Raw genomic sequence first — 19309 nt, 5'->3', positions numbered from 1 at the left:
TTGACTGACTATACCACACGCCGTACCATGATGGTCGATACACAGGTTCGCCCGTCCGATGTCACCCGGTTTCCGATCATCGACGCGATGCTGACCATCCCGCGCGAAGATTTTGTACCCGACAATCTGCGCGAGGCGGCCTATGTCGGCGAAAACCTGGATATCGGCAAAGGCCGGATCATGCTGGAACCACGCACGCTGGCCAAGATGCTGGAACTGGCCGATGTGCAGCCGGGGCATGTGGCGCTCGATATCGGGTGCGGGCTTGGCTATTCCACCGCTATCCTTGCCAGCCTGTGTGATTTCGTCGTCGCCATCGAGGATGACACGGCCCGCGCCGAAGAAGCGCAGAGCCTGCTGTCAGGACATGGAATCGACAATGCCGCCGTCATGGCAGGCCCGCTGGTGGCGGGATCGGCGAAATCGGGACCTTTTGATCTGATCATGGTGCAGGGGGCGGTCGAACATCTGCCCGATGATCTGCTGGCGCAATTGCGCGAAGGCGGGCGGGTTGTCTGTCTGTTTGCCGAAGGCGCGCTGGGCGTGGTGCGCGTTGGCCACAAGATGGACGGCACGGTCAACTGGCGATTCGGCTTTAATGCCGGCGCGCCGGTGCTGGACGGGTTCCGACGGCCTGTGGCTTTTGCGCTTTGACGGAAACGACTGGCCCTGATTTGGGCTTTAACTGGTGACACGATAGGGACCAAGATGATCAAACGCAGTGCAATTGCCGGTCTGGCCATGATGATGACCCTGATCGCGGCACCCGCCGTGCGCGCAGAAACATTGGCCGATACATTGACCGCGGCCTATACCAACTCGGGGCTGCTGGATCAAAACCGCGCCCTGCTGCGTGCGGCTGATGAAAATGTCGCGCAATCCGTGGCGGCAACCTTGCCGGTGATCAACTGGGCGATGGCCACCAACAGGACGTATAATGCGGCAGCGCAAACATCGGCGCTGCAAGACACGACATCGACGACGGCGCGCATTTCGGGGTCGCTGACGCTTTATGATGGCGGGGCGAACCGGCTGGCGATCGACAGCCAGAAAGAAATTGTGCTCAGTACCCGCCAATCTTTGCGCGGTATTGAACAAGATGTGCTTTTGCGCGCGGTGCAGGCTTATATGAACGTGCGCCGCGAACGTGAATTTGTTGAATTGCGCCAGAACAACCAACGGCTGATCACACAAGAATTGCAGGCCGCGCGCGACCGTTTCGACGTGGGCGAGGTGACGCGCACCGATGTGTCGCTTGCCCAGGCCCGGCTTGCCGGATCGCAAAGCCTGCTTGCGGCAGCACAGGGCAACCTTGCCCAGTCGATCGCGGAATATACCGCCGCTGTGGGCCGTGTACCCAGTGGATCAGGCGCAGCAGCGCCCGCGCCTGTGCTGCAATCGGTGCAAGACGCCAAGGCATTCGCCCTGCGCAACCACCCCGCCGTGCTGCAAGTGCAGCATTCCGTCGCCGCGGCAGAACTGGCCGTCCAGCGTGGCGAGGCGGCCTTGCGCCCGAGCCTGTCGCTGAACAGTTTTGTTGCCGTTGACGACGAATGGAACGAAAGCGCGCAGATCGGCCTGTCCTTGGGTGGCCCGATTTATAATGGCGGGGCAATTGCCAGCCAGATCCGCCAATTGCAGGCGAACCGTGACGCCAGCCGTGCAGGTCTGCATCTTGCGCTGCTCGGGGTCGAACAACGTGTCGCCAATGCCTATGCCGCGTTGCAGGTCGCGCGCGCGTCGGCGCAGGCCTCCGACCAACAGGTCAGCGCTGCGCGAATCGCGTTTGAAGGCGTGCGCGAAGAAGCCTCGCTTGGGTCGCGGACCACGCTGGATGTGCTGAATGCGGAGCAGGAATTGCTGGACGCACAGGCAAACCGGATCGCTGCAGATGTTGACGAGGTGATCGCATCTTACAGCGTCTTGGCCGCAATGGGCTTGCTGACCGCCGAGCATCTGCAACTGCCGGTCCAGCAATATGACGTCAGCGCCTATTACAATCTTGTCAACAACTCTCCCGTGGCCGCTTCGCCGCAGGGCGAGGCGCTGGACCGCGTACTTGAAGCATTAAGCCGGGATTAACGCGCAGTTGTTATGCAAGGCCCTTTCCGCTAGGCTTAGCTGAATTCGCGCGAAATGGGGAATAACGATGTCGAACATGGCACGGTCGAACGAGATCGACGAACTTGTCTTGTCGGTGCGCAATCTGGTGTCCTACAAGGACACCGATCTGACGCGCAAGATGCCGCCGCAGGACCGCCTGATGCTGGTGCCTGCGTGGCGGATCGACGTACCGCAGGACAAGACACCCGATCACACAGCCCCGACCGCATCCGCCGATTTGCTGGTGCTTGAAAACGCGGTGATGCCGGACGCGCCGCGTCTGGGCGGCACTGTCGCGGACCTCGAGGTTGCCGTGACGGCCCGCGCCGAAGATTGGGAGCCCGATGGTGGTGAACCCTTCGATCAGGCCGCTTGGGCTGCCAGCGCTTTTGATGTGCCGCAAGACGACCCTGCCTCTGCCATCCCGGGGGCTGCGATTGCCGACGCGCTGTCACCGATCGCACAATCGGGGCTTGATGCCCGGATCGCCGCTGATATCGCCGCGCAGGACGCCAGTTTGCCGATAGATGAACCCGCCCTGCGCGCCGCAGTCGTGCGCATCCTGCGCGAAGAATTGGCAGGCGAGCTGGGCGAAAAGATCACGCGCAACGTGCGCAAACTGGTCCGCCGCGAAATCAACCGGGTGCTTGTGTCGCACGATCTGGACTGATCACAGGTCCGGCCAACGTCAAGAGCATGTCGATATCCAGATGCTGTTCCAGATGATCCGCCAGCGCATCGAGCGTTTTTTCTACTTGTGCATCATAGCCATAGGCCGCAACAGGCTTGCCTAGCTGTGCAAAAAATGCCGACCGGAACGCATCGGCGCTGAACAAGCCATGCAGGTAGCAGCCCATGATCCGCCCATTGGGTGACGCCGCCCCTTCGCCGCGCCCGTCCAACGAGAGCCATGCGCGCGCGCAATCGGGGCCGGTCGTTGCACCCATGTGGATTTCATAGCCGCTGACCGCATCGCCACTGGCCAGATAGACGGCCTGCGACAGCGCCAGCCGTTTGTGTGGTTGCATTACCGTCGCCACATCCAGATGGCCCAGCCCCGCCACGCTGCGCGCCGGCCCTTCGATGCCGTCAGGGTCGGCGATGGTCTGCCCCAGCATCTGATAGCCGCCGCAGATGCCCAGCACATGCCCGCCGCGCCGGATATGCGCGGCAAGGTCGATGTCCCAGCCTTGGGCGCGGAAATGCGCCAGATCCGCGATGGTCGATTTCGACCCCGGCAGGATCACCAGATCGGCATCGGCGGGCAGGGGGCGGCCTGCCTCGATAATCTCGACGCTGACGCCGGGGGTGCCGGACAACGGGTCCAGATCGTCGAAATTGGCAATCCGGTTCAGGCGTGGCACGGCGATGCGGATCGCACCACCCTTGCGGCTTTTGATATCCATCACATCCTCGGCGGGGAGTTTCCACGCATCCGCGAACCACGGGATGATCCCCAGCGGGGTCCAGCCGGTGCGGGCGGTGATGATGTCCATGCCATCGGCAAACAGGGTCGGATCACCGCGAAACTTGTTGATCGCATAACCCTTGATAAAGGCCAGGTCATCATCCGGCAGCACCGCATGTGTACCGACCATCTGCGCAATGACACCGCCACGGTCGATATCGCCGATCAGCACGACAGGCACACCCGCCGCAGCGGCAAAACCCATATTGGCGATGTCACCGGCGCGCAGATTGACCTCGGCCGGGCTGCCGGCACCTTCGACGATGATCAGGTCACGGCCTTGGGCCAGACGGTGGAAACTGTCCAGCACCGCGGGTAGCAGCGTTGCTTTGTGCTTGCCATAATCGCGCGCCTTGAGCGTGGCGACCCGTTGACCCTGCACGATGACCTGCGCGCCGATATCGGTTTCGGGTTTCAGCAGAACCGGGTTCATGTCGATCACCGGTGCCAGCCCGCAAGCCAGCGCCTGCAAGGCCTGTGCGCGCCCGATCTCGCCGCCATCGGCGGTGACGGCGGCATTGTTGGACATGTTCTGCGGTTTGAACGGGGCGACAGACAGGCCGCGCCGCACGCAGGCGCGCGCGATGCCCGCCACCAACATGGATTTCCCCACATTGGACCCCGCCCCCTGGATCATGATTGCCTTGGTCATTGCGCACCCTTTCGTTGAGGCTTGATACGCATCGGGTGGGCCGCCGCAAACGAAAAACGCGATCCCGAGGGATCGCGCTTTTCAATGCGTCTTGGGATAGCGCGGCATTCAGGCGGCGCGCGATTCCTGTTCAGCTGCGTTGCGACGTTCGCTTTCTTCGCGCGACAGGGCGACCGAGGTACGAATCCCCTTGCCTACAAATTCCATCAGCCCGTTGACCACACGTTCATTCGGGTCGATGCCGGCACAGGACAATACTTCACGGCCATCACGCGACCGGGCCCAGCGGGCGATCTGTTCGGGCCCATTGCCATATTTCTTGTCATCAGCGATCGCGTCATCAAGCGCAGCAAGAACGACGGCAGCAAAGAGTTTGCGGGCACGGTTGCCCTGTTCGTTGTTGAACGCTGTTCCGTCGACGAAATCTCTCATTTGGCTTCCTTTTTTGCTCTTGCGGTTCCGCGTGCTCGCCCTTATGCACACTCAGCTCCGATTCGGGGGGCTTGTTTTTGCATAACAGCCATGCGTTTGCGGCATGGCTCTCGCTTGGCGGTCTGGCGTCGGACTGATCTTGCACGCATGCCTTTGCGCCTATATAGGCATGAGCGATCGCCATACAAGACTTGGCCCCCATTCTGTCATGAAGTGACCCATGCCCAAAATCAACGGTAACGAAATCCGCCCCGGCAACGTGCTGGAACACGAAGGTTCCTTGTGGGGCGCTGTGAAAGTCGATCACGTCAAGCCCGGCAAGGGTGGCGCATTCGCGCAGGTCGAGCTGAAAAACCTGCGCGACGGGCGCAAGCTGAATGAACGTTTCCGGTCTGCCGACAAGGTCGAGCGCGTGCGTCTGGATCAAAAGGACCAGCAGTTCCTGTTTGAAACCGATGGGATGCTGACCTTCATGGACAGCGAAACCTATGAACAGATCGCCCTGCCTGTCGATATTCTGGGTGACCGGCGCCCGTTCCTGCAGGACGGCATGGTTGTGCATATCGAATATTACGGCGAAGAGGCGTTGAACGTCACCCTGCCGCAAAAGGTGGTCTGCAAGGTTGCCGAAACCGAACCTGTCGTCAAAGGCCAGACGGCGGCGAATAGTTTCAAGCCTGCGATCCTTGATAACGGTGTGCGTGTGATGATCCCGCCTTTCGTGGGAACCGATGAAGACATCATCGTGAACACCGAATTGTTCGAATACGTCGAACGCGCCTGATATTTGCCTGCGGCGCTGCGCGCCTTGGGCCTCTGGCAGGGATATTTAGGCTCGGAAGATGCCGGATGTTTCTATGCGAATGTGATCGTTGCGCTGCCGGCCTGCATCGGGCCGGTGGCGCGGTCGAACCGCAGATAGGCGATGGCGTGATCGCCGCTGATCGTGTGTAACACCCCGGTATCCTTGCCATCTGCCGTGATCGGATCGCCGGGCTGGGCCGCACCGTCGATGCGCACCCGCGCCAGACCTTTGCGCAATTCGGTCTTGTGTTTCATCCGTGCGACGATTTCCTGTCCGACATAGCAGCCTTTGCGGAAATCGACGCCGTGCAGCGCCTCGAACCCGGCTTCCAGCACATAGGTTTCGGGCGTCAGTTCGATCCCGGTTTCGGGGATCAGATGGGCGACGCGCAAAGCATCCCAATCGGTCTGGTCACTGATGTCGCTGTCGCCATAGAGCCGCCACCCCATGCCCGCGTGCCGCGGGTCGGACAAAGCACCCGGTGGCGTGGAACCTGTTCCACGCGACACCACCAGATCGGTCTGCCCGATCTGCACCGCCGCGCGCAGCCGGTACATGCTCAGGCGTTGCAGCAAGGTTGCACCATGGCTTTGTGCGACATCCACCAACAGCCGGTCATCCTGCCCCAGCACGAAGAAATCGGCGATGAACTTGCCTTGCGGCGTCAGCAAGGCGGCATAGATGATGCCCTGTGCGGCGCGGGTCACATCATTGGTCACCAGCCCTTGCAGGAATGACACCCGGTCCACGCCCGAGATCGACAGGACCATGCGGTCAGACATTGGTTTTTTCCTTGTTGCGAAAATTGCTGGCGGTTCAAGTCGGCGGTGGCTTTGGCGATTGTTTGTCCTTTGGTCTAGTCGCAAACGGGGGCACAGGGCAAGGTGGGGCTGGTTGACGCTGCCAAGCACGGCGCTACTGTCCGCCCGACACCCTTTCAGAAAGCGTATTCATGTCACTCTCCAATGGTCGGGCCTATCTGGCTATCCCCGGTCCCTCTGTCATGCCCGATGCGGTTTTGCGCGCAATGCATCGTGCGTCACCCAATATCTATGAGGGAGAATTGCATGATCTGACGCGCAGCCTGATCCCCGATCTGCAGGCTGTCGCCATGACCAAATCCAAGGTCGCGATCTATATCGGCAACGGCCATGCCGCCTGGGAGGCTGCATTGGCCAATACCTTGTCGCGCGGTGACACGGTGCTGGTGCTGGCGACAGGCCCGTTCTGCATCGGCTGGGGCGAGATGGCGGCGCAGATGGGTGTGCATGTCGAAACGCTGGATTTCGGCGTCAACGCGCCTGTCGATCCTGCCCGTGTGCGCGCGCATCTGGCAGCCGATACTGCACATCGGATCAAGGCGGTGCTGGCCGTACATGTCGATACATCGACCAGCGTCAAGAATGACATCGCTGCCTTGCGTGCGGCCATTGATGCCGCGCGCCATCCGGCGATGCTGTTTGCTGATTGCATCGCGTCGTTGGGCTGTGACCGGTTCGAGATGGACGCCTGGGGCGTCGATGTCATGGTTGCGGGCTGCCAGAAAGGGCTGATGACGCCTGCGGGGATCAGTTTCGTCTGGTTCAACGCCAAGGCCGATGCCGCGCGCGGCGATTGCGTGACGCGATATTGGGATTGGCGCCCGCGGGCCGCGCCAGAGCTGTTTCACCAGTATTTCAACGGCACCGCGCCAACACATCATCTGTATGGCCTGCGTGCGGCGCTTGACATCATGCTGGCCGAAGGGCTGGACAATGTCTTTGCCCGCCATGCCACGCTGGCCCGCACGATCTGGGCTGCGTTTGACTGCTGGTCGGCGGATGGCCCGCTGCATCTGAATGTTGCGGATTCGGCGCATCGGTCGCATGCGGTGACATCCGCCGGGATTGGCGCACCCTTGGGCGACAAGCTGCGCCATTGGTGCGAACATCGCTGCGGGTTGACGCTGGGGATCGGGCTGGGGCGTGTGCCTGCGGATGGCTATTTCCGCATCGGGCATATGGGGCATGTGAATGCCCATATGATCATGGGCGCGCTGGGCACGATTGATGCGGGGCTGAAGGCGCTGGATATTCCGCATGGCCGCGGCGCGTTAGAGGCTGCGTCCAGCGTGATTGCCACCGCCTGACCCGCCGCAGCAGGCCCGCCACCGCCGTTGCCTGCCTACCCAAAGCACCTATGTTGCGGTTTCAGCCGCCTTTCGCCCGGTCCAGCGCCTGCGGCAGGCTCTGGCCGAATGCGGCGATCTGGTCGGGGGTGCCGCAGCTGACGCGGATACAGCGGTCTTGCGGTGCCACGAAGGGCATCCGGACGAAAATGCCATCTGCGACCAATGCTGTCAGCACCGCGCGTGCGAAGGCCCCATCCTGCCCGCAGTCGATGGTGACGAAATTCGTGGCGGATGGCAGGGCGGTCAGCCCATGGGCGGCCGCGATGCGCCCTATTGCGGCGCGCGACGTGGCGATGGCTGTGCGGACGTGGTCGATCCATGCGCTGTCTTGCAAGGCGGCCAGCGCGCCGGCCTGCGACATCCGGCACATGCCGAAATGGTTGCGCACCTTTTGAAAGCCCGCGATCACATCTGCTGCCCCGATGGCGTAACCCACCCGCGCCCCGGCCATGCCATGTCCTTTGGAAAAGGTGCGCAGGCGGATCACATTGGGCGTATCCGCCGCGATATCGGGGGCGGTGCCATGGGGGGCAAGGTCGATATAGGCCTCGTCCAGCAGCAGCAGGCAATCTGCGGGCAGGTTTGCTGCCATGTCTGCGATGACATGGCCCTGGTGCCAGCTGCCCATCGGGTTGTCGGGATTGGCGATATAGACCAGTTTCGCGCCGGTTTCATGCGCCTTGGCGATCAAGGCTGCGGGGTCTTCGTGATTGCCCGCATAAGGCACCTTGTGCAGCACCCCGCCGAAACCCGTGACGTGGTAGTTGAAGGTTGGATAGGCTCCGTCCGATGTGACCGCGCTGTCACCCGCGCTGATGTAAAGCCGCACCAGCAGGCCCAAAAGCCCGTCGATCCCTTCGCCCACCATGATATTGTCGATGTCTGTGCCGTGATGGGCGGCAAGGGCTGTGCGCAAATCATGGCTTTCGGGGTCGCCGTACATCCAGACCTCGGTCGCGGCCTGTTGCATCGCGGCGATGGCACGGGGCGAGGGGCCAAAGGCGCTTTCGTTGGCCCCGAGCCGCGCGGTGAAGACCTGCCCGCGGGCGCGCTCCTGCGCCTCTGGCCCGACAAAAGGGACTGTGGCGGGGAGTGAGGCAGCAAGCGGGGTCAGGCGGGGATGGGTCATCGTGAAAACTTTTATGCGCTCCGCGCGGGGAGTATTTTTGGAAATAAGAAGTGGGGGGCCAAGCGGATGGCCCCCGCCGTGTTTAGCCCAGTTCCTGCAGTCGCGCGATGGCCGCCTTGATCTGGGTGTCTTCGTTTTCGCGCAAGGCGAGGTTGGCGCGGGCCTCTTCCACCACGTCATCGGGCGCGGAGGCCACGAAGGCTGGGTTGTTCAGCCGTCCGCGCAGGCCGCCCAGTTCCTTGGCGAGTTTCTGGGAAGTCTTTTCAAGCCGTGCGATTTCGGCGGCGACGTCGATCAACCCTGCGAGAGGCAGGCCGAACGTGCCGCCGTCCATTGGAATCGTGACGCAGCCTTTGGGAAAGCTGTCGACATGGGTCAGGCTGTCGATCCGTGACAGCCGCTGGATCAGGGCGGCGTTGTTATCCCAAGCGGATTGGCCTTTGCCATCAAGCCCCGTCACCAGAAGCGGCACCTGTGCGCCTGCGGGCACATGGACCTGCGCGCGCGCCGAACGGGTGTTGTCGATCAGGCCGATCACCCAGTTCATTTCGCGGTCGGCGTCGGTGTCGACAAGTGCGCTGCCGTAGCTTGGCCAATCGGCGTGGCAAAGCATTTTGGCGCGGGTGTCTGCCAGCCCCCAGAGTTCTTCGGTGATGAAGGGCATGATCGGGTGCAACAGGATCAGGCATTGATCCAGCACCCAGCGCAGAGTTTGTTCGGTTTCCAGCTTTGCGGCGGCATCCTCGCCTTGCAGGATCGGTTTGGAGAATTCCAGATACCAGTCGCAGACCTTGCCCCATGTGAAGGCATAAAGCGCATCCGCCGCATCGTTGAACCGGTAGGCGTGTAGGGCCGCATCCACGGTTTCGCGCAGCTTGCCTGTTTCACCGATGATCCATTTGTTCAGCGTCAGGGTCGCCTCTGGCCGTGTGGGATCGCCCGGATAGGGGATAGTGTAATGGTCGGCAAAGCTGAAGGCGTTCCAGAGTTTGGTGCCGAAGTTCCGGTAGCCCTTGATCCGGTCTTCGGAGATTTTCAGCACGCCGCCGATGGCCGCCATCTGCGCGTTGGAGAACCGCAAGGCATCGGCACCATATTGGTCGATCATGTCCAGCGGGTCGATGACATTGCCCTTGGTTTTCGACATCTTCTCGCCCTTGGCGTCGCGGACGAGCTGGTGCAGGTAGATCGTATGGAACGGGTCCTGGGCCATGACGGCCTGTGACATCATCATCATGCGGGCGACCCAGAAGAACAGGATATCCTGTCCGGTGATCAGGACGTCACCGGGAAAGTATTTCATCGCGGGGTCGTCAGCGGGCCAGCCGAGCGTGCCGAAAGGCCACAGGCCTGAGGAGAACCATGTGTCCAGCACGTCGGGGTCGCGCGTGAGCGCGGTGTCGGGGCCGGCCATCGCCTGTGCTTCGGCCTCGGTGGTGGCGCAATATTGGCTGCCGTCGGCGGCAAACCACACCGGGATTTGATGCCCCCACCAAAGCTGGCGCGAGATGCACCACGGCTCGATATTTTCCAGCCAGTGGTAATAGACTTTTTCGCCGCTTTCGGGGATGATCTTGGTGCGGCCTTGTTTCACCGCTTCCAGCGCGGGGCCAACAATTTTGGCGGTATCCACGAACCATTGGTCGGTCAGCATCGGTTCGATCACCACGCGCGAGCGGTCGCCGAATGGCTGCATGATCTTTTTGGCTTCGACCAAGGGGATCATGGTGGGCGCGTCCCGGACTTGATCCGGGACCTCGGCGTTTGCCGCTGCCTCAGGCCCCGGTTCGGGGGCGGGGACCATGACGGCCAGACCTTCGGCCGTTACATCGGCCACCACACGCGCACGCGCCTCGAACCGGTCCAGCCCGCGATACGCGTCGGGCACAAGGTTCATCGCGGCGATCATTGCCTCGTCGAAATTCTGATCCCCATTGGCGATGGCCTGCGCAATCGCTGCCTCTTCGGCATAGGGCCGCCCGTCAGCGCGCATCGCACCGCGCGTATCCATCAAGGCATACATCGGGATATTGCCCCGCTTGGCGACCTCATAATCGTTGAAATCATGCGCGCCGGTGATTTTCACCGCACCTGACCCGAAGGTCGGATCGGGGTAGGGGTCGGTGATGATCGGGATCAGGCGGCGGTGTTCTTTCGGCCCGACGGGGATTTCGCACAGCTTGCCCACGATGGGCGCATAGCGCGGATCGTCCTTGTGGACGGCAACAGCGCCATCGCCCAGCATGGTTTCGGGCCGCGTCGTGGCGATGGAGATGTAATCGCGCATCTCGCGCAAGGTGACGTTGCCGTCTTCGCCTTTTTCAATATATTCATAGGTTTCGCCACCCGCCAGCGGGTATTTGAAATGCCACATATGGCCGTCGACCTCGATATTCTCGACCTCGAGGTCGGAAATCGCGGTCTCAAAGTGCGGGTCCCAATTGACCAGACGCTTGCCGCGATAGATCAGGCCCTTGTTGTACATATCCACGAAAACGCGGATCACGGCGTCGTGGAAATTGCCGGCAGGTTCGGTGGCGGGCGCTGAATCCGCGCCTGACATGGTAAAGGCAGAGCGTGACCAATCCATGCTGTCGCCCAGACGCCGTGCCTGTTGTTCGATCACACCGCCCTTGTCGCCTTTCCAGTCCCAGACTTTTTTCAGGAAGGCCTCGCGCCCCATCTCGACCCGTTTGGGCTGGCCCGTGGCGGCAAGATCCTTTTCCACCATCAATTGCGTGGCGATCCCCGCATGGTCCAGCCCCGGCTGCCACAGCGTGTCAAACCCCTGCATCCGTTTCCAGCGCGTCAGGATATCCATCAAGGTATGGTTAAAGGCGTGGCCGACATGCAGATGCCCCGTCACATTGGGCGGCGGCAGCATGATGCAGAACGTCTCATCCCGGCTGGCGTTGGCCCCGGCTTTGAAGGCGCCGGCCTCTTCCCACATTTTATAAAGGCGGGCTTCGGCCTCGGCGGCGTTGAAAGTCTTTTCCATCGGCATCAGTGCTGTCCTTTTTCGGCTTGTCGCCAGATACCAAGCGCGCACACCAAGGGAAAGGGTTTGTTCGGGCTGGACTTGGGAGTTTCGCCCGCTAGGGTCTGGACAAGCCATTCAAGGGGATCAGCATGGAAAAATTCGGCAAAAGCCAGTCGGTGACGCGGGTCGAGGATTTGCGCTTTCTGACGGGCGCAGGGCGCTATGTCGATGACGTCGCCCCGGCGGGCGCGCTGCACGCGTTTTTTCTGCGCGCGCCTGTGGCACATGGCAGGGTCACGGCGCTGGATGTGGCGGATGCGCGCGCGATGCCGGGGGTGGCCTTGGTCGTCACCGCGGATGATCTGGTGGCGGCGGGGGTGCGGATGGGGTTGGCGGGCAAGGTGTTGCGCAACAGCGACGGGTCGCGCGCGGCGGCCCCCCTCCGCCCCATTCTCGCGCAGGGCCACGTGCGCCATGTGGGCGAGCCGGTGGCGATGATTGTCGCTGAAACGATGCAGGCCGCGCGCGATGCGGCCGAGGCGATTTTACTGGAAATTGATGATCTGCCTGTCCATGTGGCACTGGAAATCGGCGGCGTGGCGATCCACGCCGAAGCGCCTGGCAACCTTGCCTTTGACTGGGCGCTGGGCGATGCGGATGCGACACGCGCGGCCATCGCCGCTGCCGCCCATGTCGTCACGGCGCAGGTGTTTGACAACCGCGTGATCGTGAACGCGATGGAACCGCGTGGGTGCTTTGCCGAGGTCACGGATGGCCGGTTGCATGTCGCCGTCAACGGGCAGGGCGTCTGGGCCACCAAACGCGACCTGATCCATCATTTCGGCCTGAATGACGCGGATGTGCGCGTGACCACCCCCGATGTCGGTGGCGGTTTCGGGATGAAAGGCATGCGCTATCCTGAACCCTTTTGCGTGGCCCATGCCGCGCGCGTGCTGGGCCGCCCCGTGCGCTGGATGTCGGAGCGCACCGAGGCGATGCTGACCGATAACGCGGGCCGCGATCTGACGACGACCGCGACACTTGCCTTTGATGCTCACCATCGGATCACGGCGTATCAGCTTGATACGATCGCCAATATGGGCGCTTATAATTCGCAATTCGCCCAAGCGATCCAGACAGAATTGTTCGCCAAAGTGCTGATGGGCACCTATGATGTTCAGACCGCCCATATGCGCACGCGCGGTATTTATACCAACACCACCCCCGTCGATGCCTATCGCGGCGCAGGCCGGCCAGAGGCGATTTTCGTGCTGGAACGCAGCATGGACGCCGCGGCGCGCCAATTGGGTGTTGATCCTTGGGAATTGCGGGCGCGCAACTTCATCAAACCTGAACAATTTCCCTATACCACCGTCACGGGTATGACCTATGACGTGGGGGATTTCATGCAGGTTTTGAACACCGCCGGGCGCAACGCTGACCGCGACGGTTTTGCCGCGCGCAAGGCCGCATCGGCCGCGCAGGGCAAATTGCGCGGGCAGGGCCTGTGCTATTACATCGAAAGCATCCTTGGCGATCCCGATGAAACCACCGCCGTTGAATTCACGCCGGGTGGCGCGCTGATCTATGTCGGCACGCAATCCAACGGGCAGGGGCATGAAACCGTCTATGCGCAGTTTCTGGCAGATCAGACCGGTATCCCCGCCGATCGTATCACCGTGGTGCAAGGCGACAGTGACCGCATCCCCACGGGCGGCGGCACGGGCGGGTCGCGGTCGGTGACTGTGCAGAACACCGCGACACTGGCGGCGGTGGCGGTGATCCGCGACGCCTTTACCGCCTTTCTGGCCGAGGCCGAGGGAGTGGATGCCGCCGCGATCCGCTTTGACGATGAACGTTTCCGCATCAACGGGTCCAACCTGACCCCCACCATGCTGGAGGTGGCCGATCTGGCCCGCGCGGCGGGGCGCCATGATCTGTTGCGCCATTCTGCGACCATCACGCTCGACAATCGCAGTTTCCCCAATGGCGCGCATGTGGCCGAGGTGGAAATCGACCCCGCCACCGGTGTCGTCAGTGTCGACCGCTATACCGTGGTTGACGATTTCGGCAATCTGATCAACCCGATGCTGGCCGAGGGGCAGGTCCATGGCGGTGTCGCCCAAGGGATTGGGCAGGCCCTGACCGAACGCGCGGTGTTCGACGCGGATGGGCAGCTTTTGTCGGCCAGCTTCATGGATTATGCCATGCCGCGCGCGGACGATTTGCCGATGATCGGCTTTGCCACCGAATGCACGCCATCGCTTTACAATCCGATGGGCATGAAAGGCTGTGGCGAGGCGGGGACGGTCGGCGCGCTCGCCGCGATCAGCAACGCGGTGATAGATGCCTTGCAGGATGTCGGCGTGACGCAGATCGACATGCCTTTTACCCCGCATCGCGTCTGGCAGGCGATCAGCGCAGCACAGGGTGCCGATGCGGCTGCGTGATTGGGTTTTCGGTCTTTTCGGGCGCAAACCGCGCACCGAAGAGGCCGCAATCCGCCAGCGGGGTCCGGCGATCCATGTCATCATCATGGATGGCACGATGTCGTCGCTGGACCCGGGGGCGGAAACCAACGCGGGCCTGACCTTCAAACTGCTGCGCGAGGGCAGTAAGGGCGCGAATATGACCGTCTATTACGAGGCGGGGATTCAATGGCGTGACTGGGCGACGACGCTGGATGTGATCACCGGACGCGGGATCAACCGCACGATCAGGCGCGCCTATGGCGTGATCGCGTCACGCTATCGGCCCGGTGACCGGATCGTGCTGATCGGCTATTCACGCGGTGCTTTTGCCGTGCGGTCATTGGCGGGGGTGATCGGCATGGTCGGGCTGGTGCGCGCGGATGCGGCCACCGAACGCAACGTGACGCAGGCCTACCGGCATTACCGCACCGGCGGGCGCAGCCAATATGCGGCCGCCTTCCGCCGCCTGCATTGCCATCCTCAGGTCGAGATCGAGGCTGTTGCCGTCTGGGACACCGTCAAGGCGCTGGGCTTGCGGTTTCCGCTCGTCTGGCGCTGGGGGCAGGAACAGCACAATTTCCATTCTGCCGAACTGGCCCCGCATGTGCGGCACGGCTTTCACGCGCTGGCCCGCGATGAACGGCGCAAGGCATATACGCCTGTCCTGTGGTCCTGCCCGCCCGGATGGCAGGGGCATGTCGAACAGGTCTGGTTCAAGGGCAATCACGCCGATGTCGGCGGGCAGGTGCGTGCCTATCCGCCAGCACGCCCGCTGGCCAATATCCCGCTGGTCTGGATGCTTGACCGGCTCGAGGCTTGCGCCGTGCCTTTGCCCGCAGGCTGGCGCGACAGGTTTGCGCAGGATGTGAATGCGCCGTCTATCGGCAACTGGCGCGGCTGGGCGCGGCTGTTCATCGCGCGGCGCAGGCGGGTGATCGGGCGTGACCCGTCCGAACGGCTGCACGACAGCATCGCACAGCGGGTGCAGCGGCGGTCATTCTTGCGACGGGCGCATGATCAGGCAAGTGGTTGATCCGGTTGCATAAAGCTTGCCATCGGCGGCACCCCTGATTTCCCCATGCGCGACACCCGTGCTGCGGCCTGCGTGATCGCTGATGCCGGAAGCCAGAATCTCGGTCCCGATGGGGATCGCGCGGGTCAGGTTCACCTTGTATTCGAGCGTGGTATAAACCGATCCCTTGGGCACCAGCGTCATCACAGCACAGGCCATGCAACTGTCCAGTAAGGTGCCATACCAGCCGCCATGCACGCCGCCCATCGGGTTGGCATGCTCGAATGCAGGCGTGCCGCGAAAGGTCACGCGACCTGCCGCGACTTCGTGCAGGTGGTAATTCATCAGGCCCGAAATCGGGGGGCGGCTGATCTCGCCGCGCTGCATGGATAGCATGAAATCAAGGCCCGACATGGACAGGATAGTGTCCAGATCAAGCAGATCGGCTGGGGTTTTCGCAATGAACATCGGCGCGCCTTTGTGTTTTCGGGCGCAGGCTCGCCTGTCAGGCGACGTTTTGCAACCGTGCTTTGGGCGTGATGCCCAGCGCATGGCACACGTCGCGCGTCAGCTCTGGCCGGTTCAGCGTGTAGAAATGCAGATGATCCACACCACCGCGCACCAGATCGTCGCACAGCTCTGTCGCCAGCGCCGTGGCGAGCAGGTCGGTCGTGCCGTCGCGGGTGGCATTGGTGAATGCATCGCGGATCACCTGCGGGATATGGGTGCCGCATTGGTCCGCAAACCGCTGCGCGCCGGACCAGTTTTCAATCGGCAGAATGCCCGGAATGATCGGCGCGGTGATTCCCGCCTTGGCGCAGGCATCGCGGAACCGGAAAAAGGTGTCGGCCTCGAAAAAGAACTGGGTGATCGCGGATGTCGCACCGGCATCGATCTTGCGCTTGAGAAAGGCGATATCGGCGGCCTGATCGACAGCTTCGGGGTGCTTTTCAGGATAGGCCCCGACGCGGATGGTGAACTGGCCGGTCTCAGCCAAGGCTTCGATCAACTCGACAGAGCTTGCGAAACCGTCCGCATGGGGGGTGAATGTCGCCTGCCCTTTGGGCGCATCGCCGCGCAGGGCCACAATCTCGCGCACACCGGCGGCGGCATAATTCTGTGCGATGTCCAGCGTTTCGGCGCGGGTGGCATCAACGCAGGTCAGATGTGCTGCCACATTCAGCCCGCTGGTGCGGTGGATGGTGCTGACCGCCTCATGCGTCAACTGGCGTGTCGTGCCGCCCGCGCCATAGGTCACCGACACGAAAGTCGGGTCCAGCGGGGCCAGCGTATTGACGCAATCCCACAGCCGGAACGACCCTTCGAGCGATTTTGGCGGGAAGAATTCAAAGGAAACGGTGGGCGTGGACATGACAATACCTCTTGCTTGCCTTGTCGTTTTGTCACGTTTATGAAGTTGAGACAAATTCATAACCTTCACTAACTTCATGAAGAACATTCACATGCACATCGAATTCCGCCATCTGCGCACGATCAAGGCGATCCATGACACCGGCGGGCTGGCGCGTGCTGCGGATCAGTTGAACATGACACAATCGGCCCTGTCGCATCAGATCAAGGGGATCGAGGATCAGGCGGGCGTGGAATTGTTCGTGCGCCGGTCCAAGCCGCTGCGCCTGTCGTCGGCGGGGATGAAGATGCTGGCCGCGGCCGAGGCGATCTTGCCGCAGGTCGCTGCCTTGGAGGCGGAATTTTCGGGTCTGGTATCGGGCAAGGCCGGACGGCTGCATATCGCGATCGAATGTCATGCCTGTTTTGAATGGCTGTTTCCGGTGCTGGAACAATTCCGCAAGGCCTGGCCCGAGGTCGATGTCGATATCCGCCCCGGTCTGGCCTTTGACGCTTTGCCCGCGCTGCGGCGCGAGGATGTCGATCTTGTCGTTTCCTCCGACCCCGAGGATTTGCCCGAGACCGATTTCACCCCGCTGTTTGATTACGAACCGGTGTTCGTGGCCGCAGCCCAGCATCCTCTGGCTGCCAAGGACGTGATCGAGGCCGAGGATTTTCGCGGCCAGACGCTGATCACCTATCCGGTGGACCGCGCGCGGCTTGATATCTTTTCGCAGCTGCTGACACCGGCCAAGGTGGAACCGGCGGCAGTGCGGCAGGTGGAATTGACGGCTGTCATCCTGCTGCTGGTGGCGTCCAATCGCGGTGTAGCGGTGCTGCCTGATTGGGTGGTGCGGCAGGTGCGGTATCATTCCGATTACATCACCCGTCCGCTGACGCGCGCGGGCATTACCCGCAGGCTTTATGCCGCGACCCGCAGCGATGACACCAGTCGCCCCTATATGGCGCATCTGATCCGGCTGGCGCGGCAGGAAGCGGTTAAGCTGCAACGCGGCTGATGCCTTGCCCTCATGCGCATTGCCGCCTATAGGCAGCCCTTGATCCCGAACCAAAGGCAAGACAGATGGCTGGCAGCGCAAATCTCAACGTGATGATGAAAACCGCCCGCAAGGCGGGGCGCGCCTTGCTCAAGGACTTTGGCGAGGTCGAACAATTGCAGGTCAGCACCAAAGGGCCGGGCGATTTCGTTACCCGCGCCGACCGCGCCGCCGAACAGATGATCCGCGAGGATTTGCTGCATGCGCGCCCGTCTTACGGCTTTCTGGGCGAGGAAGGCCGCGAGATCGAAGGCGAAGACCCGACCCGCCGCTGGATCGTCGATCCGCTGGACGGTACCACGAATTTCCTGCACGGCCTGCCGCATTGGGCGGTCAGCATCGCGCTGGAACACAAGGGCCAGATCGTTGCTGGCGTGATCTATGATCCGGTGAAGGACGAGATGTTCTATGCTGAAAAAGGCGGCGGCGCCTGGCTGAACGAAAGCCGCTTGCGCGTGTCTGGCCGCCATAAGCTGATTGAAAGCATCTTTGCCACCGGCCTGCCGTTCGCGGGCCGCGCCGATCTGCCTGAAACCTTGCAGGATCTTGCGCGCCTGTTGCCCGCCTGTGCGGGTGTGCGCCGGTTCGGGGCGGCCGCCCTCGATCTCGCCTATGTGGCGGCGGGGCGGTATGACGGTTTCTGGGAACGCGGGCTGAAATCCTGGGACATGGCCGCCGGTCTGGTGATCGTGCGCGAAGCGGGCGGGATTGTGGAACCTCTGCAAGCCGAGGCCGATATCATCGGCAGCGGTCAGGTTATCTGTGCAAACGAGGCGATTTTCGAGACCTTCGCCAAGGTGATCCGCAAGGCGTGAGCCGCCTCATCGTCCGAGCCCAAATATCCTGGGGGAGCCCCGGACGTGGTCCGGGGCGCGGGGGCAAAGCCCCCAATCCCGGATTTCATCCGGGATAGAAGATGAGTATTTATAGAAATAAGAAGATGTCAGCGGCGCACGATTGGCACGCTGCTGCGGCGATAGCGCGCTTCGGGATGGGGCGGGCGGCCTTCGGTGCGCTGCCAATATCCACGCGCGCCGCGCCTGATCCAGACCGGCACCGTCAAGGCAAGCCCCATCACGAAGCCACCGGCATGCGCCCAATAGGCTACACCGCCTGCGGATGTATCGACCGATAGCCCGCCAAGGATCTGCAACCCGAACCACAGGCCCAGCAAGATCCACGCGGGGATCGGCAGGAGCCGGAAAAAGATGATCAAGAAGATAAAGATATCCACGCGCGCCTTGGGGAATAGCAGCAGATAGCCGCCCATCACGCCAGCGATGGCACCAGAGGCACCCACCATCGGCACTTGTGAAGTGGGATCGCCTAGAAATTGCGCAAGGCTCGCGCCTATGCCGCAGGCAAGATAGAAGGCGAGAAAGGGCAGGTGGCCCATTTCATCTTCCAGATTATCGCCGAAAATCCAGAGAAACAGCATGTTGCCGGCCAGATGCATGAAGCCCCCATGCAGAAAGATCGACGTGACAAGCGCCGCGGCATTCTGCCCTTCGGACAACAGCACCGGGATCAGTGCATAGTTGAAATAGAACCGGTTGATCTGCAGATCGGTCTGTAGCGTGGCAAGCCCCCAGACATAGACCAGCACGTTGACCCCGATCAGGGTCAGCGTGACATAAGGTGTGGCCTCGGACGGGTTGTGGTCGCGGATGGGCAGCATC

Annotated in this window: 17 protein-coding genes; 9 read left to right on the top strand and 8 right to left on the bottom strand. The window is 62.1% G+C overall.

The window, feature by feature from the left end; genetic code table 11:
- The first annotated feature begins 27 nt into the window (after window positions 1-27).
- The 3 genes from ACPF9B_RS10265 (at window position 28) to ACPF9B_RS10255 (ending at window position 2773) form a co-directional block, all read left to right on the top strand.
- Window positions 28-654, top strand: a complete 627-nt coding sequence (locus tag ACPF9B_RS10265; protein ID WP_007206990.1) for a protein-L-isoaspartate O-methyltransferase family protein — start codon at window positions 28-30, stop codon at window positions 652-654.
- A gap of 54 nt (window positions 655-708) precedes the next feature.
- Window positions 709-2082 carry a TolC family outer membrane protein gene (locus tag ACPF9B_RS10260; protein ID WP_424177199.1) on the top strand — a complete coding sequence of 458 codons (1374 nt, stop codon included), beginning with the start codon at window positions 709-711 and terminating at the stop codon, window positions 2080-2082.
- A 67-nt stretch (window positions 2083-2149) separates the two neighbouring features.
- Window positions 2150-2773 (top strand): hypothetical protein, encoded by a 624-nt coding sequence (locus ACPF9B_RS10255; protein WP_007206992.1) that lies wholly within the window; start codon window positions 2150-2152, stop codon window positions 2771-2773.
- Here the strand turns inward: ACPF9B_RS10255 and ACPF9B_RS10250 are convergent.
- Together ACPF9B_RS10250 and ACPF9B_RS10245 are read right to left on the bottom strand one after the other, a co-directional pair.
- The gene (locus ACPF9B_RS10250) at window positions 2739-4223 is read right to left on the bottom strand and encodes a cobyric acid synthase (RefSeq protein ID WP_424177197.1); all 1485 of its coding nucleotides are present in this window, start codon (window positions 4221-4223) and stop codon (window positions 2739-2741) included. The two genes, ACPF9B_RS10255 and ACPF9B_RS10250, sit on opposite strands and share 35 nt — an antisense overlap.
- A 108-nt stretch (window positions 4224-4331) precedes the next feature.
- Window positions 4332-4655 (bottom strand): DUF6280 family protein, encoded by a 324-nt coding sequence (locus tag ACPF9B_RS10245; protein ID WP_007206995.1) that lies wholly within the window; start codon window positions 4653-4655, stop codon window positions 4332-4334.
- 220 nt (window positions 4656-4875) lie between these two features.
- Between ACPF9B_RS10245 and efp the strand changes: the two genes are divergently transcribed.
- Entirely contained in the window at window positions 4876-5439 is a 564-nt protein-coding gene (efp, locus tag ACPF9B_RS10240) for an elongation factor P (protein WP_007206996.1), read from the top strand.
- 71 nt (window positions 5440-5510) lie between these two features.
- On the opposite strand, the gene ACPF9B_RS10235 is transcribed toward efp, so the two are convergent.
- Window positions 5511-6242 (bottom strand): YgfZ/GcvT domain-containing protein, encoded by a 732-nt coding sequence (locus ACPF9B_RS10235; protein ID WP_424177193.1) that lies wholly within the window; start codon window positions 6240-6242, stop codon window positions 5511-5513.
- Window positions 6243-6412: 170 nt separating this feature from the next.
- Between ACPF9B_RS10235 and ACPF9B_RS10230 the strand changes: the two genes are divergently transcribed.
- Window positions 6413-7588 carry a pyridoxal-phosphate-dependent aminotransferase family protein gene (locus ACPF9B_RS10230; protein WP_424177191.1) on the top strand — a complete coding sequence of 392 codons (1176 nt, stop codon included), beginning with the start codon at window positions 6413-6415 and terminating at the stop codon, window positions 7586-7588.
- 61 nt (window positions 7589-7649) lie between these two features.
- Here ACPF9B_RS10230 and ACPF9B_RS10225 read toward each other — a convergent pair whose 3' ends face one another.
- Together ACPF9B_RS10225 and ACPF9B_RS10220 are read right to left on the bottom strand one after the other, a co-directional pair.
- The gene (locus ACPF9B_RS10225; RefSeq protein WP_424177189.1) at window positions 7650-8759 is read right to left on the bottom strand and encodes a pyridoxal phosphate-dependent aminotransferase; all 1110 of its coding nucleotides are present in this window, start codon (window positions 8757-8759) and stop codon (window positions 7650-7652) included.
- 82 nt (window positions 8760-8841) lie between these two features.
- A complete protein-coding gene (locus ACPF9B_RS10220) occupies window positions 8842-11763 on the bottom strand; it encodes a valine--tRNA ligase (RefSeq protein WP_424177187.1) in 2922 nt (973 codons plus the stop codon).
- Between the two features lie 125 nt (window positions 11764-11888).
- Between ACPF9B_RS10220 and ACPF9B_RS10215 the strand changes: the two genes are divergently transcribed.
- Together ACPF9B_RS10215 and ACPF9B_RS10210 are read left to right on the top strand one after the other, a co-directional pair.
- Complete coding sequence (locus ACPF9B_RS10215) at window positions 11889-14189, top strand: xanthine dehydrogenase family protein molybdopterin-binding subunit (RefSeq protein ID WP_424177185.1); 2301 nt, start codon at window positions 11889-11891, stop codon at window positions 14187-14189.
- Window positions 14176-15243 carry a DUF2235 domain-containing protein gene (locus tag ACPF9B_RS10210; protein ID WP_424177183.1) on the top strand — a complete coding sequence of 356 codons (1068 nt, stop codon included), beginning with the start codon at window positions 14176-14178 and terminating at the stop codon, window positions 15241-15243. Before ACPF9B_RS10215 ends, ACPF9B_RS10210 begins: the two co-directional genes overlap by 14 nt.
- Here ACPF9B_RS10210 and ACPF9B_RS10205 read toward each other — a convergent pair.
- Together ACPF9B_RS10205 and metF are read right to left on the bottom strand one after the other, a co-directional pair.
- Window positions 15205-15690: a PaaI family thioesterase gene (locus ACPF9B_RS10205; RefSeq protein WP_424177181.1), complete on the bottom strand. Its 486-nt coding sequence runs from the start codon at window positions 15688-15690 to the stop codon at window positions 15205-15207. The two genes, ACPF9B_RS10210 and ACPF9B_RS10205, sit on opposite strands and share 39 nt — an antisense overlap.
- A gap of 37 nt (window positions 15691-15727) precedes the next feature.
- The gene (gene metF / locus ACPF9B_RS10200) at window positions 15728-16594 is read right to left on the bottom strand and encodes a methylenetetrahydrofolate reductase [NAD(P)H] (RefSeq protein ID WP_007207004.1); all 867 of its coding nucleotides are present in this window, start codon (window positions 16592-16594) and stop codon (window positions 15728-15730) included.
- A gap of 91 nt (window positions 16595-16685) precedes the next feature.
- Between metF and ACPF9B_RS10195 the strand changes: the two genes are divergently transcribed.
- Both ACPF9B_RS10195 and ACPF9B_RS10190 read left to right on the top strand, forming a co-directional pair.
- Window positions 16686-17591: a LysR family transcriptional regulator gene (locus ACPF9B_RS10195; RefSeq protein ID WP_040483344.1), complete on the top strand. Its 906-nt coding sequence runs from the start codon at window positions 16686-16688 to the stop codon at window positions 17589-17591.
- Between the two features lie 65 nt (window positions 17592-17656).
- Window positions 17657-18445, top strand: coding sequence for an inositol monophosphatase family protein (locus ACPF9B_RS10190; protein ID WP_007207006.1), 789 nt, complete (start codon window positions 17657-17659; stop codon window positions 18443-18445).
- A 128-nt stretch (window positions 18446-18573) separates the two neighbouring features.
- Here the strand turns inward: ACPF9B_RS10190 and ACPF9B_RS10185 are convergent, their stop codons facing one another.
- Window positions 18574-19308 carry a rhomboid family intramembrane serine protease gene (locus ACPF9B_RS10185; RefSeq protein WP_040483345.1) on the bottom strand — a complete coding sequence of 245 codons (735 nt, stop codon included), beginning with the start codon at window positions 19306-19308 and terminating at the stop codon, window positions 18574-18576.
- Window position 19309: the final 1 nt, after the last annotated feature.

It is taken from the genome of Yoonia sp. TsM2_T14_4, from assembly GCF_049602355.1.
Taxonomy (GTDB): Bacteria; Pseudomonadota; Alphaproteobacteria; order Rhodobacterales; family Rhodobacteraceae; genus Yoonia; species Yoonia vestfoldensis_A.
This window is presented reverse-complemented; position numbering and strand designations above follow the sequence as displayed.